The following is a 16,941-nucleotide window of genomic DNA, read 5'->3' as shown; positions in this document are numbered from 1 at the left end:
TTTTTGATTATCATCAACGAGTGCCCACACAGATTGATAGGTTTAAATTGTTAAAGAGCGTTGTTCTTATTGAAAGCGCTTAGCGCGTCTCGTTGAACAGGGCGGCCATTTTAGCGATTTAAAAGTTAGTGTCAAACACTTTTTTAAAACTTTTTTCGCAAACCTTTTTGAGAAAGTTTTGACCTCTAACTCGTTGCTGCCGTTAGGCTGTGTGCTCCGGGTCAGTGAGGTCGCATTATAGAGAACCGTTTCATCTTGGCAAGCACTTTTCATCAAAAACATTTAAAATAAGCGCCAAATGCTCACTTTGCATTCAAACACTTATTTATACATATTTACACCAATCAAACACACAGGTTTTCCACAGAAGAGTGAGTAATAAGGTAATTTCACCTATTCACTCTAACGAGTAAATCACGAAATGCAGACTGTGCATTAGCCATGAGTCTTTCGCTATCAATTAAACAGCTTTCATTTTGGTAAACTATATTGCCATTTATCATACTGAGTTTTATATAAGCAGGTTCACCACATAAGATTGGCGCATATAAAGTTGAGTGAATCCCTTGGTAACGGACTTGGTTTAAATCATAAAGTACCATGTCAGCAGCAAAGCCTACTTCTATCTTACCTACTTTGTTTAAACCTAATAAAGAAGCTCCATTTTGAGTTCCCCACTTAACAACATTTTCTAGACTCGTACTTGTTGCACCATGAGTCGATCTATGTAATAGCCAAGCTAGATTCAATTCCTGAAGCATAGACCCCGATTCCGAAGAAGCCGAACCATCAACTCCAATGCTGATATTCATACCAGCTTGTTCCATTTCAATAATAGATGCGATTCCACTACCCAACCGGCAATTAGACGTTGGACAGTGTGAAATACCAGTTTTCGTTTCAGACAGTATGTTTATGTCTTGCTCGTTAGCTTGGACTAAATGTGCAAACCAAACGTCACTACCGAGCCATTCGCATTCTGCAGCATAATCAACGGCACTTTTCCCATACTTAGCTAATGACTGTTGCTGATCAAATTCCACCTCTAATAAATGAGAGTGTAGTCTTAAGTTACGTTGGCGGGCAAAAGACGATAGCTGTTTTAAATCTTCAGTTGGAGAAGAGTGGATTAAACTCGTCGGAGCCACGACTAACTGCCGCATAGGAATATCGGTATTTTGATGATATAGGCTATAACTATCATCCAGGCGTCGTAACATTAGCTCAATAGATTCAGGGATAATTCCTGCTTTGGCGAGCCCTTTATGTGTTCCTTTTGTTGTCGCTCCACCTCGGCAAAGTACCAAACGTATCCCCATATCTTCCGCAGCTTGCCACACCGCCGCTTCTAATTCAGGTGAACTATTCGTGTGATACAGATAATGATGGTCCGCACAAGTTGTCACACCAGAACGAATCAAATCATAAAATCCAAGGCATGCTGCGCTATACATTATTTCCGGTGTAATCTTAGGCCAATATTGATAAGGCACACTAGCAAGCCAATCACCCAGTGGTTGGTTTAGTCCAGCAGGAACGCCTTTTAATATAGATTGAGCTAAATGGTGATGAGTATTGACGAAACCAGGATAGATTACACATTGGCTTGCATCAATCAACTGCTCACCTTTTTGTAACAGAAGGTCAGAACCAATTTCAGTTATTATTCCCTCCTCTATCCTTATATCCGTTGCCGATTGTTCCGTTACTATCCCTTTTGCATTTTTAATTAAATATTTCATGGTCACTCCATCACTATCTTTCGACATGATATGAGCAATGTCCCAGCACCAAGGCACCTAACCGCTTCTACTCATCTAACATAATATTAATACTTAGTTAGCAATTAATAAGCCAAAAATATCGCCCTCTTTATATAGCTTTATATTGGCCACTTCAGAATTTCTGCACCAAATAAATGCACAGTTAACTTTATGCACTTTTTTAACACAACCTACTGCACCCAAGTTACCTCTAAAAAAGGAAATAGAACAAAAAGTCATGTGTTAAATAAATGTTATTTCTAATAATAAATCAATTTTCTATGTTTTATATGAAACTGGCATACCGTTTGCTCTATTTACTCTGCGTGACAACCACAGCAGTGAGTAGAAGCGGTTAGATGAAAAACATCGGGACATTGCTCACCATTACCAAAAATTGCCAAAGTGCTGCATGAATCATCATAAGGCCAATATGGAATTATATTGAGTAAAGGAGACCCCAAATGAAACTTTCTATTAAGCAACGCATCCATTTAACACTCGCCACTGCTGCACTATCCACCAGCATCAATGTCTTAGCCGCAGACAAAGTCAACTTCCAACTCGACTGGTTACCAGGAGGAGATAAAGCGCCGGTTTATGTTGCAGTCCAACAAGGCTTTTTTGCCGAACAAGATCTTGATGTCACGATTCGACAAGGTAAAGGCTCAACCGACGCTATCACCAAAGTTGCCACTGGCACTGCTGACATAGGTTCTTCTGATTTAGTATCGTTACTAGTCGCTAAGGCCAATGATGATGTGCCAGTGAAAGCGGTATATTCTGTCTTCAGCAAAGCTCCTTATGCTTTTTATGTATTAGAAGACTCTGGCATTAACTCTGTCAAAGATGTTGAAAATAGAAATATAGCCACCTCGCCCTTCACCTCCGCTAACGTATTCTTACCCTTGCTACTGCGTAAAAACCATGTTGATGAAAGCACGGTGAAAGTTACTAAAGCTGATCCCGGTGCATTGAACCCAATGCTGATCACTGGCAAATCTGATGTAATGATTTCTTGGGTCACCGATACCGTTAAAAACCAAAGCCAAGCTGAAGCAGTAGGAAAAAAGTTGAAGATCCTACCTTGGCATGATGCAGGATTAGATTTTTATTCTTCTTCGCTTATTGCTAGTGATCGTTTCCTAGCGGAAAAACCTGATGTTGCGAAACGCTTTATCAAAGCCTATGCCAAAGCCGTTGCCTATACATGGAAGTATCCGCAACAAAGCGCACAAGATGTTCATAAAATGGTGCCAGAAGTTGATACCCAGCAAGCTGCCGATACCATTATGTCGATTAAAGACTTAGTGATTAATGAAGTCAGCAATAAAGATGGGATCGGTGCATTTACTCCTGATCGCCTAGCTGAAACGTGGAAGTGGACAGCCGAAGCTCAACAACTAGACATTAATACATTTGATCCTGAAAACGCCATTTCTCGTGACTTTATGCCGGGAGGTAAATCATGAACCCTTTTGTTTCTTTCAAACAGGTTGGCCACACCTACCACAGTGAAAATGGCTCGATAAAAGTATTAAGCAACGTCAATTTTGATGTTGATAAGAACCAATTTATTTCGATCGTTGGTCCTTCTGGTTGTGGTAAATCCACCTTGCTGAGATTACTTTCAGGATTAATGCAATCCACCGAAGGCCAAGTCGAAATCTTTGGTCGCCAAGTCTCTGAACCTCGAGAAGACATCGGAATTGTTTTTCAAAAGCCGACCTTATTACCCTGGAAGAATGTACTCGACAACGTGTTATTTCCACTCAAACATAAGTTCAGTCATATCACAAAAAAAGAGCGTGATTTTGCTAAGCAGTTGATCAATAAAGTGGGATTAAAAGACTTTCATAACAGCATGCCAGATCAGCTTTCAGGTGGTATGCAGCAACGAGTAGGCATTGCACGAGCGTTGTTACTTGATCCTGATATTTTAATTATGGATGAACCATTTTCTGCGCTGGATGCACTGACCCGAGAAGAAATGGGGTTTGAATTACTACGCCTGTGGAATGAGAAACCTAAAACGGTGTTATTTATCACTCACTCGATATCTGAAGCGGTATTACTATCAGATAAAGTACTAGTAATGGGCCCTCGTCCAAGTACGGTTGTCGAAGAAATAAATATCGACTTACCGAGACCCAGAACACTCGAGACCATCCAACATCGCTTATTTGCTGAATACACAGGAAAAATAAGAGCGCATTTTTATGCCCCTCCTTCAACTCAGCAAAAAAACGAAAACAATATATCTCAAATAAGGACTGTCGCTTAACTTAAACCCAACTAGCGATACCCTTTGTTCATACGACGTCACTATAAGGAAATAGTATGTCTATTAAAAAGCTTTATAAAAATAGTCTACCATTACTGGCGATGCTAGCTATTCTGCCGATATGGGAAATCCTCTGCCGCACACTTGAGATCCCTAACTTTATTCTGCCAGCACCATCAGCAATCACTGAAGCCTTTATGCAAGTATCAGCCGAACGCTGGTTCGATAATCTATGGGCAACATTAAGAATTGCATTATTAGGCTTTGGCTTATCACTGTTAGTTAGTATTCCTTTAGCAATAATAATGGTCAGCTCTAAGTTTTTAACTAAAGCAATTTTTCCATTACTGGTAATCGTACAATCAACGCCAGTGGTTGCCATTGCACCATTACTCATTGTGATTCTCGGTACAGGAGATGCACCACGTTTAGCCATCACCTGCCTAATTACCTTTTTCCCATTAGTAGTTTCTGCGACTACCGGTATGCTATCTACCCCATCGGAATTAATAGAGTTATCTAAATCACTTAACGTGTCGCGGGCAAAAACCATTTGGCAAATCCGCCTGCCGTATGCCATTCCCCATATTTTTAGTGGTGTCAAAGTAGCAATTACACTGTCAGTAATTGGCGCAGTTATTTCAGAATTTGTCGCCGCGGAAAAAGGCCTAGGCTACTTTGTTCAATTCTCAACATCATACTTCAAGATCCCGCAAGCTTTTGCTGCCCTAGTCTTTCTATCAGCGGTAAGTATGCTGCTATTTAAATCCGCTCATTGGATCCAAAAAGGTTTCTTCGCTTGGAGTTTACCTCAAGATAAAAGCCATTAAGGAGTAATCACATGACACCAGAACAAGACAAAAAATACTTACAGCAAAGTCTCAATTTAGCGGAAAAAGCCAAACAACAAGGCATTCATCCTTTTGCGGCCATTTTAGTCAACTCTCAAGGCGAAGTGCTGCTTGAACAAATCAATGGCTACTTACCTAATAAAGATATGACAGGCCATGCTGAGCGATTAATCATGACAGAAGCAAGCCAAAAGTATCGCCCTAATTATTTGAAAGACTGCACCTTATATATTTCAGCAGAGCCTTGCGCCATGTGTGCCGGGGCGATTTATTGGGCTGGAGTGGGGCGAGTCGTCTATGGATTGAGTGAACATCGGCTAAAACAAATCACCGGTAATCACCCTGAAAATCCGACATTAGATTTACCTTGTCGCACGGTTTTTTCAGCGGGCCAACGACCGATGGAAATCATTGGCCCACTGATGGAAGATCAAGCAGCGCAAATACATGACGGTGTTTGGTAAACGATAAAAAATAGAAATAGGAGTAGAAGCGGTCTGTAATGGGTAACCATTGCTGGGCATTGCTCCAATCACTAAGCCTACGCTTAACTATTGGAGAAATAATATGATAACTACAGATTACGCACTGGATGAACTGCAATTTGAAACGACTATCGGTGGCAAAGGTATTGATGCAGTACACAGCAATATTCCTGTCATTGATATGAGCCAATTTGAATCTCGTCGAGCAGAGATCACCGAAGCATTATGGCAAGCAGCCACTCAAGTAGGCTTTTTTCAAATTAAAAATCACTCGATTGCTTTAAATGATATTGAACACTCTTTCCAACTTACCGAACACTTGTTCTCTCTTCCTCAAGAACAAAAACAGTTATTAAGCCTAAAATCTGGGAAAAATGCAGGTTGGGAGTTCAAACAACAGGTTCGCCCCTCAACAGGTACTGCCGATCAGAAAGAATCCTATCAAATCACACGTCCTCACATGGAGGGAATATGGCCAAATCAAGCACCTCTCGTCGATTTCCAGCAAGATATGCTTAATTTTGAATCGCAAGCCTGGCAACTCGGTATGAATATTTTATCTTGCTTTGCCGATAAACTTGGATTTGAACGCGACTTTTTCACTCAAGCCCACCAACCCAGTACAGAGCAGTACCAAAGTACATTAAGGTTGCTTCACTACCTACCAATGGCGCAACTACCACAAGGCGAAGAACATTGGCGCGCAGGTGCTCATACCGATTTTGATTGTTTAACCATGGTATTCCAACAACCTAATCAAGGCGGATTACAAGTTGCCGCTGGAAAAGATTCTCAGCATCAACAAGTCTGGAGCAATGTAGAACCACAAGCTGGCGTGATCACTTGTAATATTGGCGATATGTTAATGCGTTGGAGTGATGACAAATTGAAATCGACATTACATCGCGTTCGTATGCCCTACCCTGAAGAAAACCAAGACTCACGTTATAGTATGGCATTTTTCTGTCAGGCAAATAAAGACATAGTAATTCAAGGGCTTGAGAAAAAATATCAGGCAATGACTGCTGAGGAATACTTAAACATGAGAATTAATGCCAACTTTGCGAAATAAACGGAATCATAAGAAATAAAAAAGGGAGCAGATAATTGCTCCCTTTGATTCATTGACGATTTAATTAAGACTGATGAGCGACGATCTCATCATTTTTAACCGTTAGATGTACTTTCTTCCCTGGAATTAATTCCCCTGACAAAATGGAGCGAGCCAATGGGTTTTCAACCATTTGTTGAATTGCTCTTTTCAGTGGGCGAGCACCATAAACCGGATCAAAGCCGACAGCAGCTACCAAGGACAACAAGTCTTCATTCACCTCCAATTCATATTCTTTTTCAGCCATGCGTTGACGTAGGCGATCAAGTTGAATCGAAGCAATTGACTTAATTTGCTCTTGTCCTAATGGATGGAAAACCACACTTTCATCCACTCGGTTTAAGAATTCAGGTCTAAAGTGTTGGCTCACGATCTCCATCACTTCGGCTTTCATCGATTCATAATCTGACGTTGCCGCCTTTTCTTGAATACGATCAGAGCCTAGGTTAGATGTCATGATCACCACAGTATTTTTAAAATCAACCGTCCGGCCTTGTCCATCGGTCAAACGTCCATCATCTAACACTTGCAGTAAAATATTAAATACATCTGGATGTGCTTTTTCTACCTCATCAAGTAAAATCACCGAGTAAGGTTTACGGCGAACCGCTTCTGTTAAGTAGCCACCTTCTTCGTAACCAACATAGCCTGGAGGGGCGCCGACTAAACGAGACACCGAGTGCTTCTCCATAAACTCCGACATATCAATCCGAACCATGGCATCTTCACTATCAAACATAAAGTTCGCTAAGGTTTTGCATAGCTCGGTTTTACCTACACCAGTTGGCCCTAAAAATAAGAAAGAACCTATCGGTTTATTCGGATCAGATAACCCAGCACGACTACGGCGAATCGCATTCGACACTACATCAACCGCCTCTTTCTGGCCTATGACACGTTCGTGTAACACTGTTTCCATAGAAAGTAGTTTGGCTTTCTCAGCTTCAAGCATTTTCGATACTGGAATACCTGTTTGACGCGATAACACTTCAGCTATCTCAGCATCGGTCACTCGATTTTTAAGCAATGTCAGCTCAATATTCTCGGCTTGTGAAGCATTATCCAATTGCTTTTCTAGCTCTGGAATCTTGCCATATTGCAACTCAGACATTCGTTGTAAGTCACCAGCACGGCGAGCAACATCCATATCTAGTCGAGCCTGTTCTAGCTCACCTTTAATATGCTGAGTACCAGAAAGTGAGGCTTTTTCGGTTTTCCACACTTCTTCTAGTTCTGAGTATTCACGTTCTTTTTCTTCCAATTCTTGATTCAGAATCGCAAGACGCTTAGTACTTGCCGCATCACTTTCATTTAACAGAGCTTGCTGCTCGATTTTTAATTGAATAATACGGCGATCTAAACGATCCATAGATTCCGGTTTAGAGTCCATTTGGATACGAATGCTCGATGCCGCTTCGTCAATCAAATCGATCGCTTTATCTGGTAATTGACGATCCGATACATAACGGTTAGATAAACTTGCTGCCGCTACAATCGCTGGATCGGTAATCTCAACATGGTGATGCAATTCATAACGCTCTTTCAAACCACGTAAAATCGCAATGGTATCTTCAACCGTTGGTTCATCCACTAACACTTTTTGGAACCGGCGCTCTAGAGCGGGATCTTTTTCGACATATTGGCGATATTCATCCAAGGTAGTCGCACCAACACAGTGAAGCTCACCACGAGCCAAAGCAGGCTTCAGCATATTACCGGCATCCATTGAGCCTTCGCCTTTACCTGCTCCAACCATGGTGTGCAATTCATCGATGAACAAAATTACGTTGCCATCTTCTTGAGCCAGTTCATTCAATACCGCTTTTAGGCGTTCTTCAAATTCACCACGATATTTCGCACCAGCAATCAATGCGCCCATATCCAATGAAAGTACGCGACGATTACGTAAGCCTTCCGGTACTTCGTTATTCACAATACGCAGTGCCAAGCCTTCCACGATCGCAGTTTTACCCACCCCCGGTTGGCCAATTAACACTGGGTTATTTTTGGTTCGACGTTGCAAGACCTGAATGGTGCGACGAATTTCATCATCACGGCCAATCACAGGATCGAGTTTACCTTGCTCTGCACGCTCTGTAAGATCAATGGTGTACTTTTCCAATGCTTGACGTTTTTCTTCCGCATTAGGATCGTCCACGCTTTGACCACCACGAATTTCATCAATCGCTTTGGTCACATTGGCTTTGGTCAGGCCAAGCTCTTTAAACAATTTGCCAAGCGGACCATTGTCTTCTACTGCGGCAAGCAAAAATAATTCAGATGAAATATAAGCATCTTTACGTTGCTGCGCGATTTTGTCACAAATATTCAGTAAGTTACCTAGGCTTTTCGATGCTTGAACATCGCCACCAATGCCAGTGACTTTCGGTAATTTATCTAGTTCTTGTGCCACTTTTGAACGCAATTGAGTGGTATCAACCCCTAGCATGGTAAAAATTGGGCGAATGGTGCTGCCATCTTGATTTAGCAATGCTTGCATCAGATGCACAGGCTCGATGAATTGATGATCACGGCCTAGCGCAAGAGATTGCGCATCAGAAATGGCAAGCTGAAATTTACTGGTAAATTTATCGAAACGCATAATAAGCCTCCACTCTAATTAAAGAGATACATTAGTTCTGGCTTATAAATGGATGCGAGGGGGGATCTTTTCAAGTAGCAAATATGAATTACTCAATCCAAATAAAGGTCGCTTGTCTGCCTGTCACGCCATCACGGCGATAAGAATAGAAGTTTTCTGGCTCAGAGAAAGTGCAACGTTGGCTGGCAAATACTTGCTCTACTCCGGCTTGGTTTAATCGCTGAGTTGCCAAAGTCGACATATCAGCCAACCACTTGTTGGAATGAGATGGATGCTGAATGAAAGCATCTTGGGCATGGCTATCGTGCAAGGTGAAAGTTTGATATACATCTTCCCCAACTTCAAATGCACTAGGTCCAATTGCCGGACCTAACCAAGCCATCACTTGGCTCGGCTTAGTAAACTGCTGCACGGCATTTTCTAAAATACCATCAGCAAGCCCACGCCAACCTGCATGAACTGCTGCAACTTGAGTGCCATCAGTATTGGTTAATAGAACAGGTAAGCAATCAGCCGTCATCACAGCACACACAATTTTATTGTGACTAGTGATTGAACCATCCGCATCTAACACTTGTTGTGTTGGCTTTAATAGTTCAACCACTTTGGTCGAATGTGTTTGATTTAACCAAACCGGTGAGGTCGGCATATTATGCAACTGCACGATTTCATCACGATTGGCTTGAACAATATTGTTATCATCATTGACGTGCATACCAAGATTTAACCCTTGATAAACACCAGTTGATGCTCCTCCCAAACGAGTAGAGCCAAACGCTTTTACGTTTTTAGGCGCAGGCCAATTTGGTAGAACAATATTATTCATCTCACCTTATTCCTCTTCGAAGTTTTCTTTCGCATCTTGGCGCAATGCTTCAGTCATCACCACCATGTCATGTGGAATCGGCGCATGAAACTTCATTTCTTCGCCCGTTGCAGGGTGAACAAACTTCAGCATGACCGCATGTAGCGCTTGACGATCAAAGCTACGAATCATATCAGTCAGCTCTTTCGAAGCCCCTTTAGGTATACGTGCTCGACCACCATAAGCTACATCACCTAATAATGGGTGTTGAATATAAGACATGTGCACACGAATTTGGTGAGTACGACCAGTTTCAAGACGTAAACGAATACGCGTATGAACACGGAAATGCTCTGCCACACGATAATGAGTCACCGCAGGCTTACCTAATTCATTTACCGCCATTAAGGTACGCTTGGTTGAGTGGCGACCAATAGGTTTTTCAACCATGCCACCAGCAGTCATATTGCCAAGTATAATCGCTTCATATTCACGAGTGATCCTACGTTTTTGCAAAGCACGAACTAAACGAGTTTGTGTTTGAACCGTTTTCGCTACCACCATCAAACCAGTAGTATCTTTATCCAAACGGTGCACAATACCAGCGCGAGGTACTTCGGCAATCGCAGGATAATGATGTAAAAGCGCATTAAGCACGGTGCCATCTGGCGTACCGGCACCAGGATGAACAACAAAATCTCTTGGCTTATTAATCACTAATAAATGATCGTCTTCATAAACGATATCGAGAGGAATATCTTGTGCTTCCCAACGTTCTTCATCTTCAAGTTCGGCTAACAAAGTAATCGCTTCCCCACCCATCACACGGATACGAGGTTTAGTGATGACTTCACCATTCACTTGAACCTTGCCTTCAAGCAACCATTCTTTTAAACGTGAACGTGAGAATTCTGAAAATAATTCGGCAATCGCTTGATCTAAACGTTGGCCTAATTGAGAATCTTTAACTGTATCGGTGCGTGTTATCTGCTGAGCCATATCGAACTTTTTAAAAAACCATGAGACTAATATCCATTAATATGGATAAAATAGGGCTATTCACCGTTATTGGTAAAATAGTGTTATTCACCATTGTATCTGTTAAGTTGTAAGAAGTAACGGACGCGATAAATTTAATTCAAGGAATTTTCTCCTCACGATGAAACACCAATACCTTTTGGGACTTATTTCCCTACTCTTTCTTGCTGGCTGTGCTGACAACAAAGACGCAGTACCAGACATTCCGCCATCGGATCTTTACACCCAAGCTCAGCAAGAACTTCAAGCTGGCAGTTGGGCTGAATCAATTAAAAAGTTAGAAGCATTAGATTCTCGCTACCCATTTGGTCCGTATTCAGATCAAGTACAGTTGGATTTAATTTTCGCCTACTACAAAAACGGTGACTACCCGTTAACTTTAGCTACGATTGAGCGATTTACCCGTTTAAACCCGACTCATGAACGCTCTGACTGGGTATTATATATGCGTGGCCTAACCCACATGGCGCAAGATTCAAACTTTATGCACTCGCTATTTAACATGGATCGTCACGATAGAGATCCTGAGCCAGTAAAAGCGGCCTTTATTGACTTCAAACGTTTATTAGAGCGTTACCCTGATAGCCTATACGCAGCAGATTCACGTGCTCGTTTAAATTCATTAAAAAACCGTTTAGCGGAATATGATCTATCCTCTGCCGATTTTTATTTACGCCGCGAAGCTTGGGTTGCAGCGATCAACCGCTGTCAAGAAATCCAAAAAACCTACCCGGATACCATCGCAGCACGAGATTCATTAAAGATCCAACTAGAAGCATATAAAGAACTTGGATTAGATGATGCGGTTAAACGCACCGAACAACTTATCGAGCTTAACAAAAAGAAGTAGTCGAATACTGAAAGCGTAATCAAATAGAGAAACGACGAAAAAAGCAGCTTCGGTTGCTTTTTTTGTTTTTAAAAAAGTGAGAAATGAGAGTTTATACAGCAGCAATACGGAAAAGATTTGTAGATAAAATAAGCGCCCTAATTTCAGGCTCAAACAACGTCCCTAAAAACGTGAATCTCTAGTAGCCATTCCATTCAATCTACTTAAATCCAGACAAATAACAAGCCTTTTTAACCTCTAATATCACCAGCTTTTGTCTACGATCACATTTACTTCATCAAGTCATAAATCCATTATAAAACCTGATCTTGATCACATTTATTTCAGCACAAAACAGTAATCTGAAGTTAACGAATCAAGGACAAGAGGATAAATAGCCTATGAAACTAAACATTACTGGTAAGAATATTGAAGTGACCTCTTCCATCCGTGAGCATATTGAGGCTAAGTTTAAAAAACTAGAAAAATGGCAAATTGATCTGATTGGTTGCCACGCCACCATCAGTACAGAGCCTGGTAAACAACAGAAAATTGAAGCCACAATTAGTGTGCCAAAAGGACAACTGGTTGCGTCCGCATCCAATGAAGATTTATACAAAGCGATTAATGAGGTAGAGCAAAAACTCGAACGACAACTTAATAAGCTCAGCCATAAACCTGAAGCCAAACGCGCTCAGGCCGAAAAACCAGAATTAGAAGAAGAGCTCGAAGAAATTTAAAATAAAAACGATGCAAATATTATGGCGCTCAATTGAGCGCCATTTTTTTGCTTGACGCTTTCCTTGTGCTTGCTTATGGTACTGTTTCACCCAAGGAAATTAATACTATGCATTCATCTACTCTGTTCTTTTTTGGCTTCTTTTTTCCATCCTAATAGATGGGGCTAGATGTCGTTTTAAAAATAAGCCAAAAACGGACAGAAAGCCTCCCACTCTGGGGGGCTTTTTTATAGGAAATACACATGACCAAGCAGCACAATTCTTCTTCACTGAGTACCAGTAATTCTCAACTTAACCGACCTTTAGAGACGATTCGACTTCGCTTAAATGAACTTGATGATCAACTGCTAAAGATCTTATCAGAGCGCCGAGCATTAAGCCTAGATGTTGCCAAAAGCAAAGTTGAAACTGCTAAGCCTGTTCGTGACGCGCAACGTGAACAAGAATTATTAGTCAAACTTATCAATAATGGTAAAGACAAATATCAACTCGATGCGCCTTATATCACTAAGATTTTTCACACCATTATTGAAGATTCCGTGCTACTGCAGCAAGCCTACTTGCAAAACCTAGTTAATCCACAAGAAAGCCGTAAACCGTTAGCTCGCGTGGCCTTCTTAGGTTCTAAAGGATCTTACTCACACCTTGCTAGTCTTGAGTATTTCAGCCGTAAAAACACCGAACTAATTGAGCTTAATTGTAAACACTTTAAAGAAGTGACTTCAACGGTTGAGTCTGGACATGCAGATTTCGGTGTTCTGCCAATTGAAAACACCAGCTCAGGTTCCATCAATGAAGTGTATGATCTGTTACAACACACAACCTTATACATTGTTGGTGAGATGACTTTGCCAATTGAACATTGTTTATTAGCGCCACAAGAGATCCGTCTCGAAGATATCAAAACGCTTTATTCTCACCCTCAGCCACACCAACAATGCAGTGAGTTTTTAAGTCGCTTAGATGATGTTTCATTAGAATCGTGTGTTAGTACCGCTGATGCGATGCAAAAAGTTAAAGAACTTAACCGCACAGATGTCGCAGCAATTGGTAACTCAACGACAGGTAAACTTTATGGCTTACAAGTAGTAAAAGAAAACATTGCCAATCAAACCGAAAATCATACACGCTTTATTATCGTGGCTCGCAAACCAGTTGAGGTATCGACTCAAATCCCAGCGAAAACCACATTGATCATGTCAACCTCCCAAGAAGCTGGCTCGTTAGTACAAACCTTATTGGTACTGCAGCGTTACGGCATCAATATGACCAAACTAGAGTCACGCCCAATTATGGGGAACCCTTGGGAAGAAATGTTTTATGTCGACTTAGAGGCACATTTAGATTCAGTCGAAATGCAACAATCGATCAGTGAATTAACTAAAATCACTCGCCACCTAAAAGTACTAGGTTGTTATCCAATCGAAAACATCAAGCCTACTCAAGTTAAGTTGGAAGGATAATGAAAAGTAGTAAAAAGGTGGTGGTTGCCTCGTTAAATCCAGCTAAGATAAAAGCAGTAGAAAGTGCTTTTACTGCCAGTTTTCCTGAGACTAGATTTCTATTTGAAGGGGTGTCGGTAGCCAGTGAAGTGCCAGATCAACCAATGAATGATGTGGAAACTAAACAAGGTGCGCTAAACCGAGTGCACAATGCTCAAACAGCAATCTCTGATGGCGATTTTTATGTTGGGTTAGAAGCTGGCATTGCAGAATCCTTTACTTACGCTTGGATGATTATCGAGAGTAACCCTAGAGTAGGAAAGGTACAACGCGGTGAATCACGCTCGGCTTGCTTAATGCTACCACCAATTGTGCTTGAGAAAGTCAAACAAGGTAAAGAGCTTGGTCATGTCATGGATGAAGTTTTTATGACCGACAACATCAAACAAAAAGGTGGTGCGATAGGCTTGCTAACACACCACCAATTGACTAGAAGTTCGGTTTATCATCAAGCGTTAGTGTTGGCATTAATTCCATTTTTAAATGCCGAACACTTCCCTCTTTAAACTATCTCGATAATTAAGCCTTATCCGCAGCAGCTTGCAACATCGCTTGCAGTTGCTGCTTTTGTTCTGGCTGCAGCTTTTTCAGCTCAGAGGAACCACGAGTAATTGTCGCCACACCAACCCCTAACATTTGACTAATTTGACGCTGAGAATGCTCACCTTTAATTAACTCATGCAAGATATTCATACGAGCCAATAAAGCTTCTCGCTCATCATAGGTCAATAACATCGACAGTAAAAAATCCAACTGCTCTTGCTGACATGAATGCCCAAATAGCGTCAATACATCTTGCCAATTAGTAAATTCAGGTTCCACTTCATCATTATGGATTTGCTGCTTTGATTTATCCATCAGATTAATATTTTTCCTTTACTTCTTGAGGAGTTAAAAATGCTCCATCCTGACCAAGCAAGTTTCGATAATAGGTTTCAAACATTAGAATATTTTGCACATAACCACGTGTTTCATCAAAAGGAATCGCTTCAATAAATGAGTAAGCATCAATATTTTGATTAGTACGTGCACGCCACTGCTTCACGCGGTGCGGCCCTGCATTATAAGCTGCAAAAGCAAAAATTCTATTGTGATTAAAGTCATCCAGTAACCCACCAAGATAAGAACTGCCTATCTCAATGTTCTTTTGAATATCATACAGTTCATCAGCACCACTATATTCTAAGTCATACACATCGGCAGTATGCTGAGCGGTTGTCGGCATAATTTGCATAATCCCTCTCGCTCCAACTGGAGAACGAGCTTCAACATCCAAGGCACTTTCCTGACGCGCTAAAGACATCAAAGTAATGAGTGGCACATTATTTTGTTTTGAATAGAAGTTAAACCACCAGCGATGAGCAATTGGAAATCGCAGGCTCGTGTAGTCCCACATCTTCGCTTCAATTGTCGCTACGACCGTAAAATTATGCCAACGCTTATTAGCAGCATATTTCACTAATGCTTTCTTTTCACTTTGGGTACTGTGCCATAACAGCCAACGCCATTCACTTTTCGCAGCATAAATTTTATCAACTGCGATCATTTCAGCAATGCGATCAAGCGCTGCCTGATTTTTCGAAATATCAGGCAATTTTTCATTCAAGATTTTACTTTGATAACGGATCGGTTCACCCAATAACTCCGCTGCCGCTGCACTATAAAAGTTACGCTGACCTAACATTTTCTTTAAACGCTCGGTCGCTTGTTTATCTTTACCTTGAGCAAACTCTACCCGCGCTAACCAATACTGCCAACGCAAGCTTTCTTGGTTTTCTTTCGGCAGTTTACTGACCCAGTGAGATAAATCATTCCAGTCACCATTTTGGATAGCAATACGAGCACGTCGTTCAATCCGATTGGTTAGCCCTTGCTTAGTCAACATTTGATCACGCCATTTGGCTAAATTACTTGAAGAGGTATTCATGAGCCAAGCACTGGCGTAGTTCGATAATTCAACTTGTACAGATTGAGGGAGTTTTTGCCCTTTTATTACCTGATCGTAATCTTCCGCCGCTTTAGCCGTATTTTTACGAATTAACTGTCTAAAGGCATATTCGGTTAACTGTTGATTAAATGGCGTAATTTTCGAATTTTTACTGAATTCTAATACCTTACTAGGATCAGCATATAACGCTTGTAGTTGTTTTGATTGACGTTTAGCTTGATCGCTAGTCAGCATATTATCTAGATATTTGAATAAGCGTGAATTACTAGATTGAAAGCCGAGTAACATACGCTGCAAAATAATCTCATCATCACGCAATCCAGCTTTCGTCCATTCGTCAAACAATGGATCACAAGCCGAAGATACACTACTTCCGGTTAACCATAACTCTTGCGCACCTTTGTAAGCCTGTTCTTTTTCACCCTGAGTCCACTTAGCAAAATAATAGTGGCAACGATATCTTTGGTCTCTAGGCTCTTCGGTTTGATATTCCGTCAGTAATTTCCATTGATTGGTTTTAGCTAACGCATCAAGATAATTCGCTCTTACACGAGCTGAAAAAGGAAAAGATTGGTACTTTTCAGTAAAGCCATTTACTTCTTTAGGCGTTCGATGCTCGATATCGGTTAGAAAAACTCGGTAATCCACATAAGGTGTTAAGGGGTAATTAGCAATTTGAGGGCGAAGCTCTTGATACGCCTGCACATCGTCTTTATCTAGTAGGTCTTGAGCTTGCTCATAAATCTGTCTTTGAAGCTCAAGTGGTGATAATTTTTTCTCTGTTGAATCAGTAATTTTAGACTCTTTCACGTGAGTAGCACTAATAGACTGAGCAGTAGAGTAAGCGGCTGATAACGTAGCACTCACCGATACCACACAGAGAAATAAAGTCTTTTTACAATTCAGCATGAATTTGAAACTTCCCTGATGATGAATTCACAAATAGCGTGAAGTGATAAATATTGATAAATTTTAATAAGTTG

General features: G+C 41.1%; 15 protein-coding genes and 1 other annotated feature. Of the genes, 9 read left to right on the top strand and 6 right to left on the bottom strand.

All coding sequences use genetic code 11. From position 1 onward, the window contains the following. Positions 1-389: 389 nt before the first annotated feature. Positions 390-1,742, bottom strand: a complete 1,353-nt coding sequence (locus tag QQJ93_RS15795; RefSeq protein WP_089124774.1) for an amidohydrolase family protein — start codon at positions 1,740-1,742, stop codon at positions 390-392. 485 nt (positions 1,743-2,227) lie between these two features. On the opposite strand from QQJ93_RS15795, the gene QQJ93_RS15790 reads away from it, so the two are divergent. From QQJ93_RS15790 to QQJ93_RS15770, 5 genes are all read left to right on the top strand, one after another. Beyond that, a complete protein-coding gene (locus QQJ93_RS15790; protein WP_089124775.1) occupies positions 2,228-3,235 on the top strand; it encodes an ABC transporter substrate-binding protein in 1,008 nt (335 codons plus the stop codon). Next, positions 3,232-4,047 carry an ABC transporter ATP-binding protein gene (locus tag QQJ93_RS15785; protein ID WP_089124776.1) on the top strand — a complete coding sequence of 272 codons (816 nt, stop codon included), beginning with the start codon at positions 3,232-3,234 and terminating at the stop codon, positions 4,045-4,047. Before QQJ93_RS15790 ends, QQJ93_RS15785 begins: the two co-directional genes overlap by 4 nt. 56 nt (positions 4,048-4,103) lie before the next feature. Then, the gene (locus QQJ93_RS15780) at positions 4,104-4,877 is read left to right on the top strand and encodes an ABC transporter permease (protein WP_089124777.1); all 774 of its coding nucleotides are present in this window, start codon (positions 4,104-4,106) and stop codon (positions 4,875-4,877) included. Between the two features lie 11 nt (positions 4,878-4,888). Further along, positions 4,889-5,362 (top strand): nucleoside deaminase, encoded by a 474-nt coding sequence (locus tag QQJ93_RS15775; protein ID WP_089124778.1) that lies wholly within the window; start codon positions 4,889-4,891, stop codon positions 5,360-5,362. 103 nt (positions 5,363-5,465) lie between these two features. Further along, positions 5,466-6,455, top strand: coding sequence for an isopenicillin N synthase family dioxygenase (locus tag QQJ93_RS15770; protein ID WP_089124779.1), 990 nt, complete (start codon positions 5,466-5,468; stop codon positions 6,453-6,455). A 64-nt stretch (positions 6,456-6,519) separates the two neighbouring features. On the opposite strand, the gene clpB is transcribed toward QQJ93_RS15770, so the two are convergent. The 3 genes from clpB to rluD form a co-directional block, all read right to left on the bottom strand. Next, entirely contained in the window at positions 6,520-9,096 is a 2,577-nt protein-coding gene (gene clpB, locus QQJ93_RS15765) for an ATP-dependent chaperone ClpB (RefSeq protein ID WP_089124780.1), read from the bottom strand. Between the two features lie 88 nt (positions 9,097-9,184). Further along, positions 9,185-9,922 (bottom strand): peptidoglycan editing factor PgeF, encoded by a 738-nt coding sequence (gene pgeF / locus QQJ93_RS15760; protein ID WP_089124781.1) that lies wholly within the window; start codon positions 9,920-9,922, stop codon positions 9,185-9,187. A 6-nt stretch (positions 9,923-9,928) separates the two neighbouring features. Then, a complete protein-coding gene (rluD, locus tag QQJ93_RS15755) occupies positions 9,929-10,900 on the bottom strand; it encodes a 23S rRNA pseudouridine(1911/1915/1917) synthase RluD (protein ID WP_089124782.1) in 972 nt (323 codons plus the stop codon). 160 nt (positions 10,901-11,060) lie between these two features. Between rluD and QQJ93_RS15750 the strand changes: the two genes are divergently transcribed. From QQJ93_RS15750 to yjjX, 4 genes are all read left to right on the top strand, one after another. Continuing rightward, on the top strand, positions 11,061-11,789 hold the full coding sequence (locus QQJ93_RS15750; protein ID WP_089124783.1) for an outer membrane protein assembly factor BamD: 729 nt from the start codon (positions 11,061-11,063) through the stop codon (positions 11,787-11,789). A gap of 380 nt (positions 11,790-12,169) precedes the next feature. Continuing rightward, a complete protein-coding gene (gene hpf / locus QQJ93_RS15745; RefSeq protein WP_089124784.1) occupies positions 12,170-12,508 on the top strand; it encodes a ribosome hibernation-promoting factor, HPF/YfiA family in 339 nt (112 codons plus the stop codon). Between the two features lie 110 nt (positions 12,509-12,618). After that, positions 12,619-12,740 (top strand) — a sequence feature (Phe leader region). Between the two features lie 10 nt (positions 12,741-12,750). Continuing rightward, complete coding sequence (gene pheA, locus QQJ93_RS15740; RefSeq protein WP_089124785.1) at positions 12,751-13,971, top strand: prephenate dehydratase; 1,221 nt, start codon at positions 12,751-12,753, stop codon at positions 13,969-13,971. Continuing rightward, entirely contained in the window at positions 13,971-14,516 is a 546-nt protein-coding gene (yjjX, locus tag QQJ93_RS15735) for an inosine/xanthosine triphosphatase (RefSeq protein ID WP_089124786.1), read from the top strand. The genes pheA and yjjX overlap by 1 nt, the downstream gene beginning before the upstream one ends. Before the next feature lie 13 nt (positions 14,517-14,529). On the opposite strand, the gene trpR is transcribed toward yjjX, so the two are convergent. Both trpR and QQJ93_RS15725 read right to left on the bottom strand, forming a co-directional pair. Continuing rightward, entirely contained in the window at positions 14,530-14,868 is a 339-nt protein-coding gene (gene trpR / locus QQJ93_RS15730; protein WP_089124787.1) for a trp operon repressor, read from the bottom strand. A 4-nt stretch (positions 14,869-14,872) separates the two neighbouring features. After that, positions 14,873-16,867, bottom strand: coding sequence for a transglycosylase SLT domain-containing protein (locus QQJ93_RS15725; protein WP_089124788.1), 1,995 nt, complete (start codon positions 16,865-16,867; stop codon positions 14,873-14,875). Between the last annotated feature and the right edge of the window lie 74 nt (positions 16,868-16,941).

It is taken from the genome of Vibrio algivorus (assembly GCF_030161215.1).
Taxonomy (GTDB): domain Bacteria; phylum Pseudomonadota; class Gammaproteobacteria; order Enterobacterales; family Vibrionaceae; genus Vibrio; species Vibrio algivorus.
The sequence above is the reverse complement of the archived record's forward strand: the minus strand, read 5'-3'. Positions and strand labels throughout refer to the sequence as shown.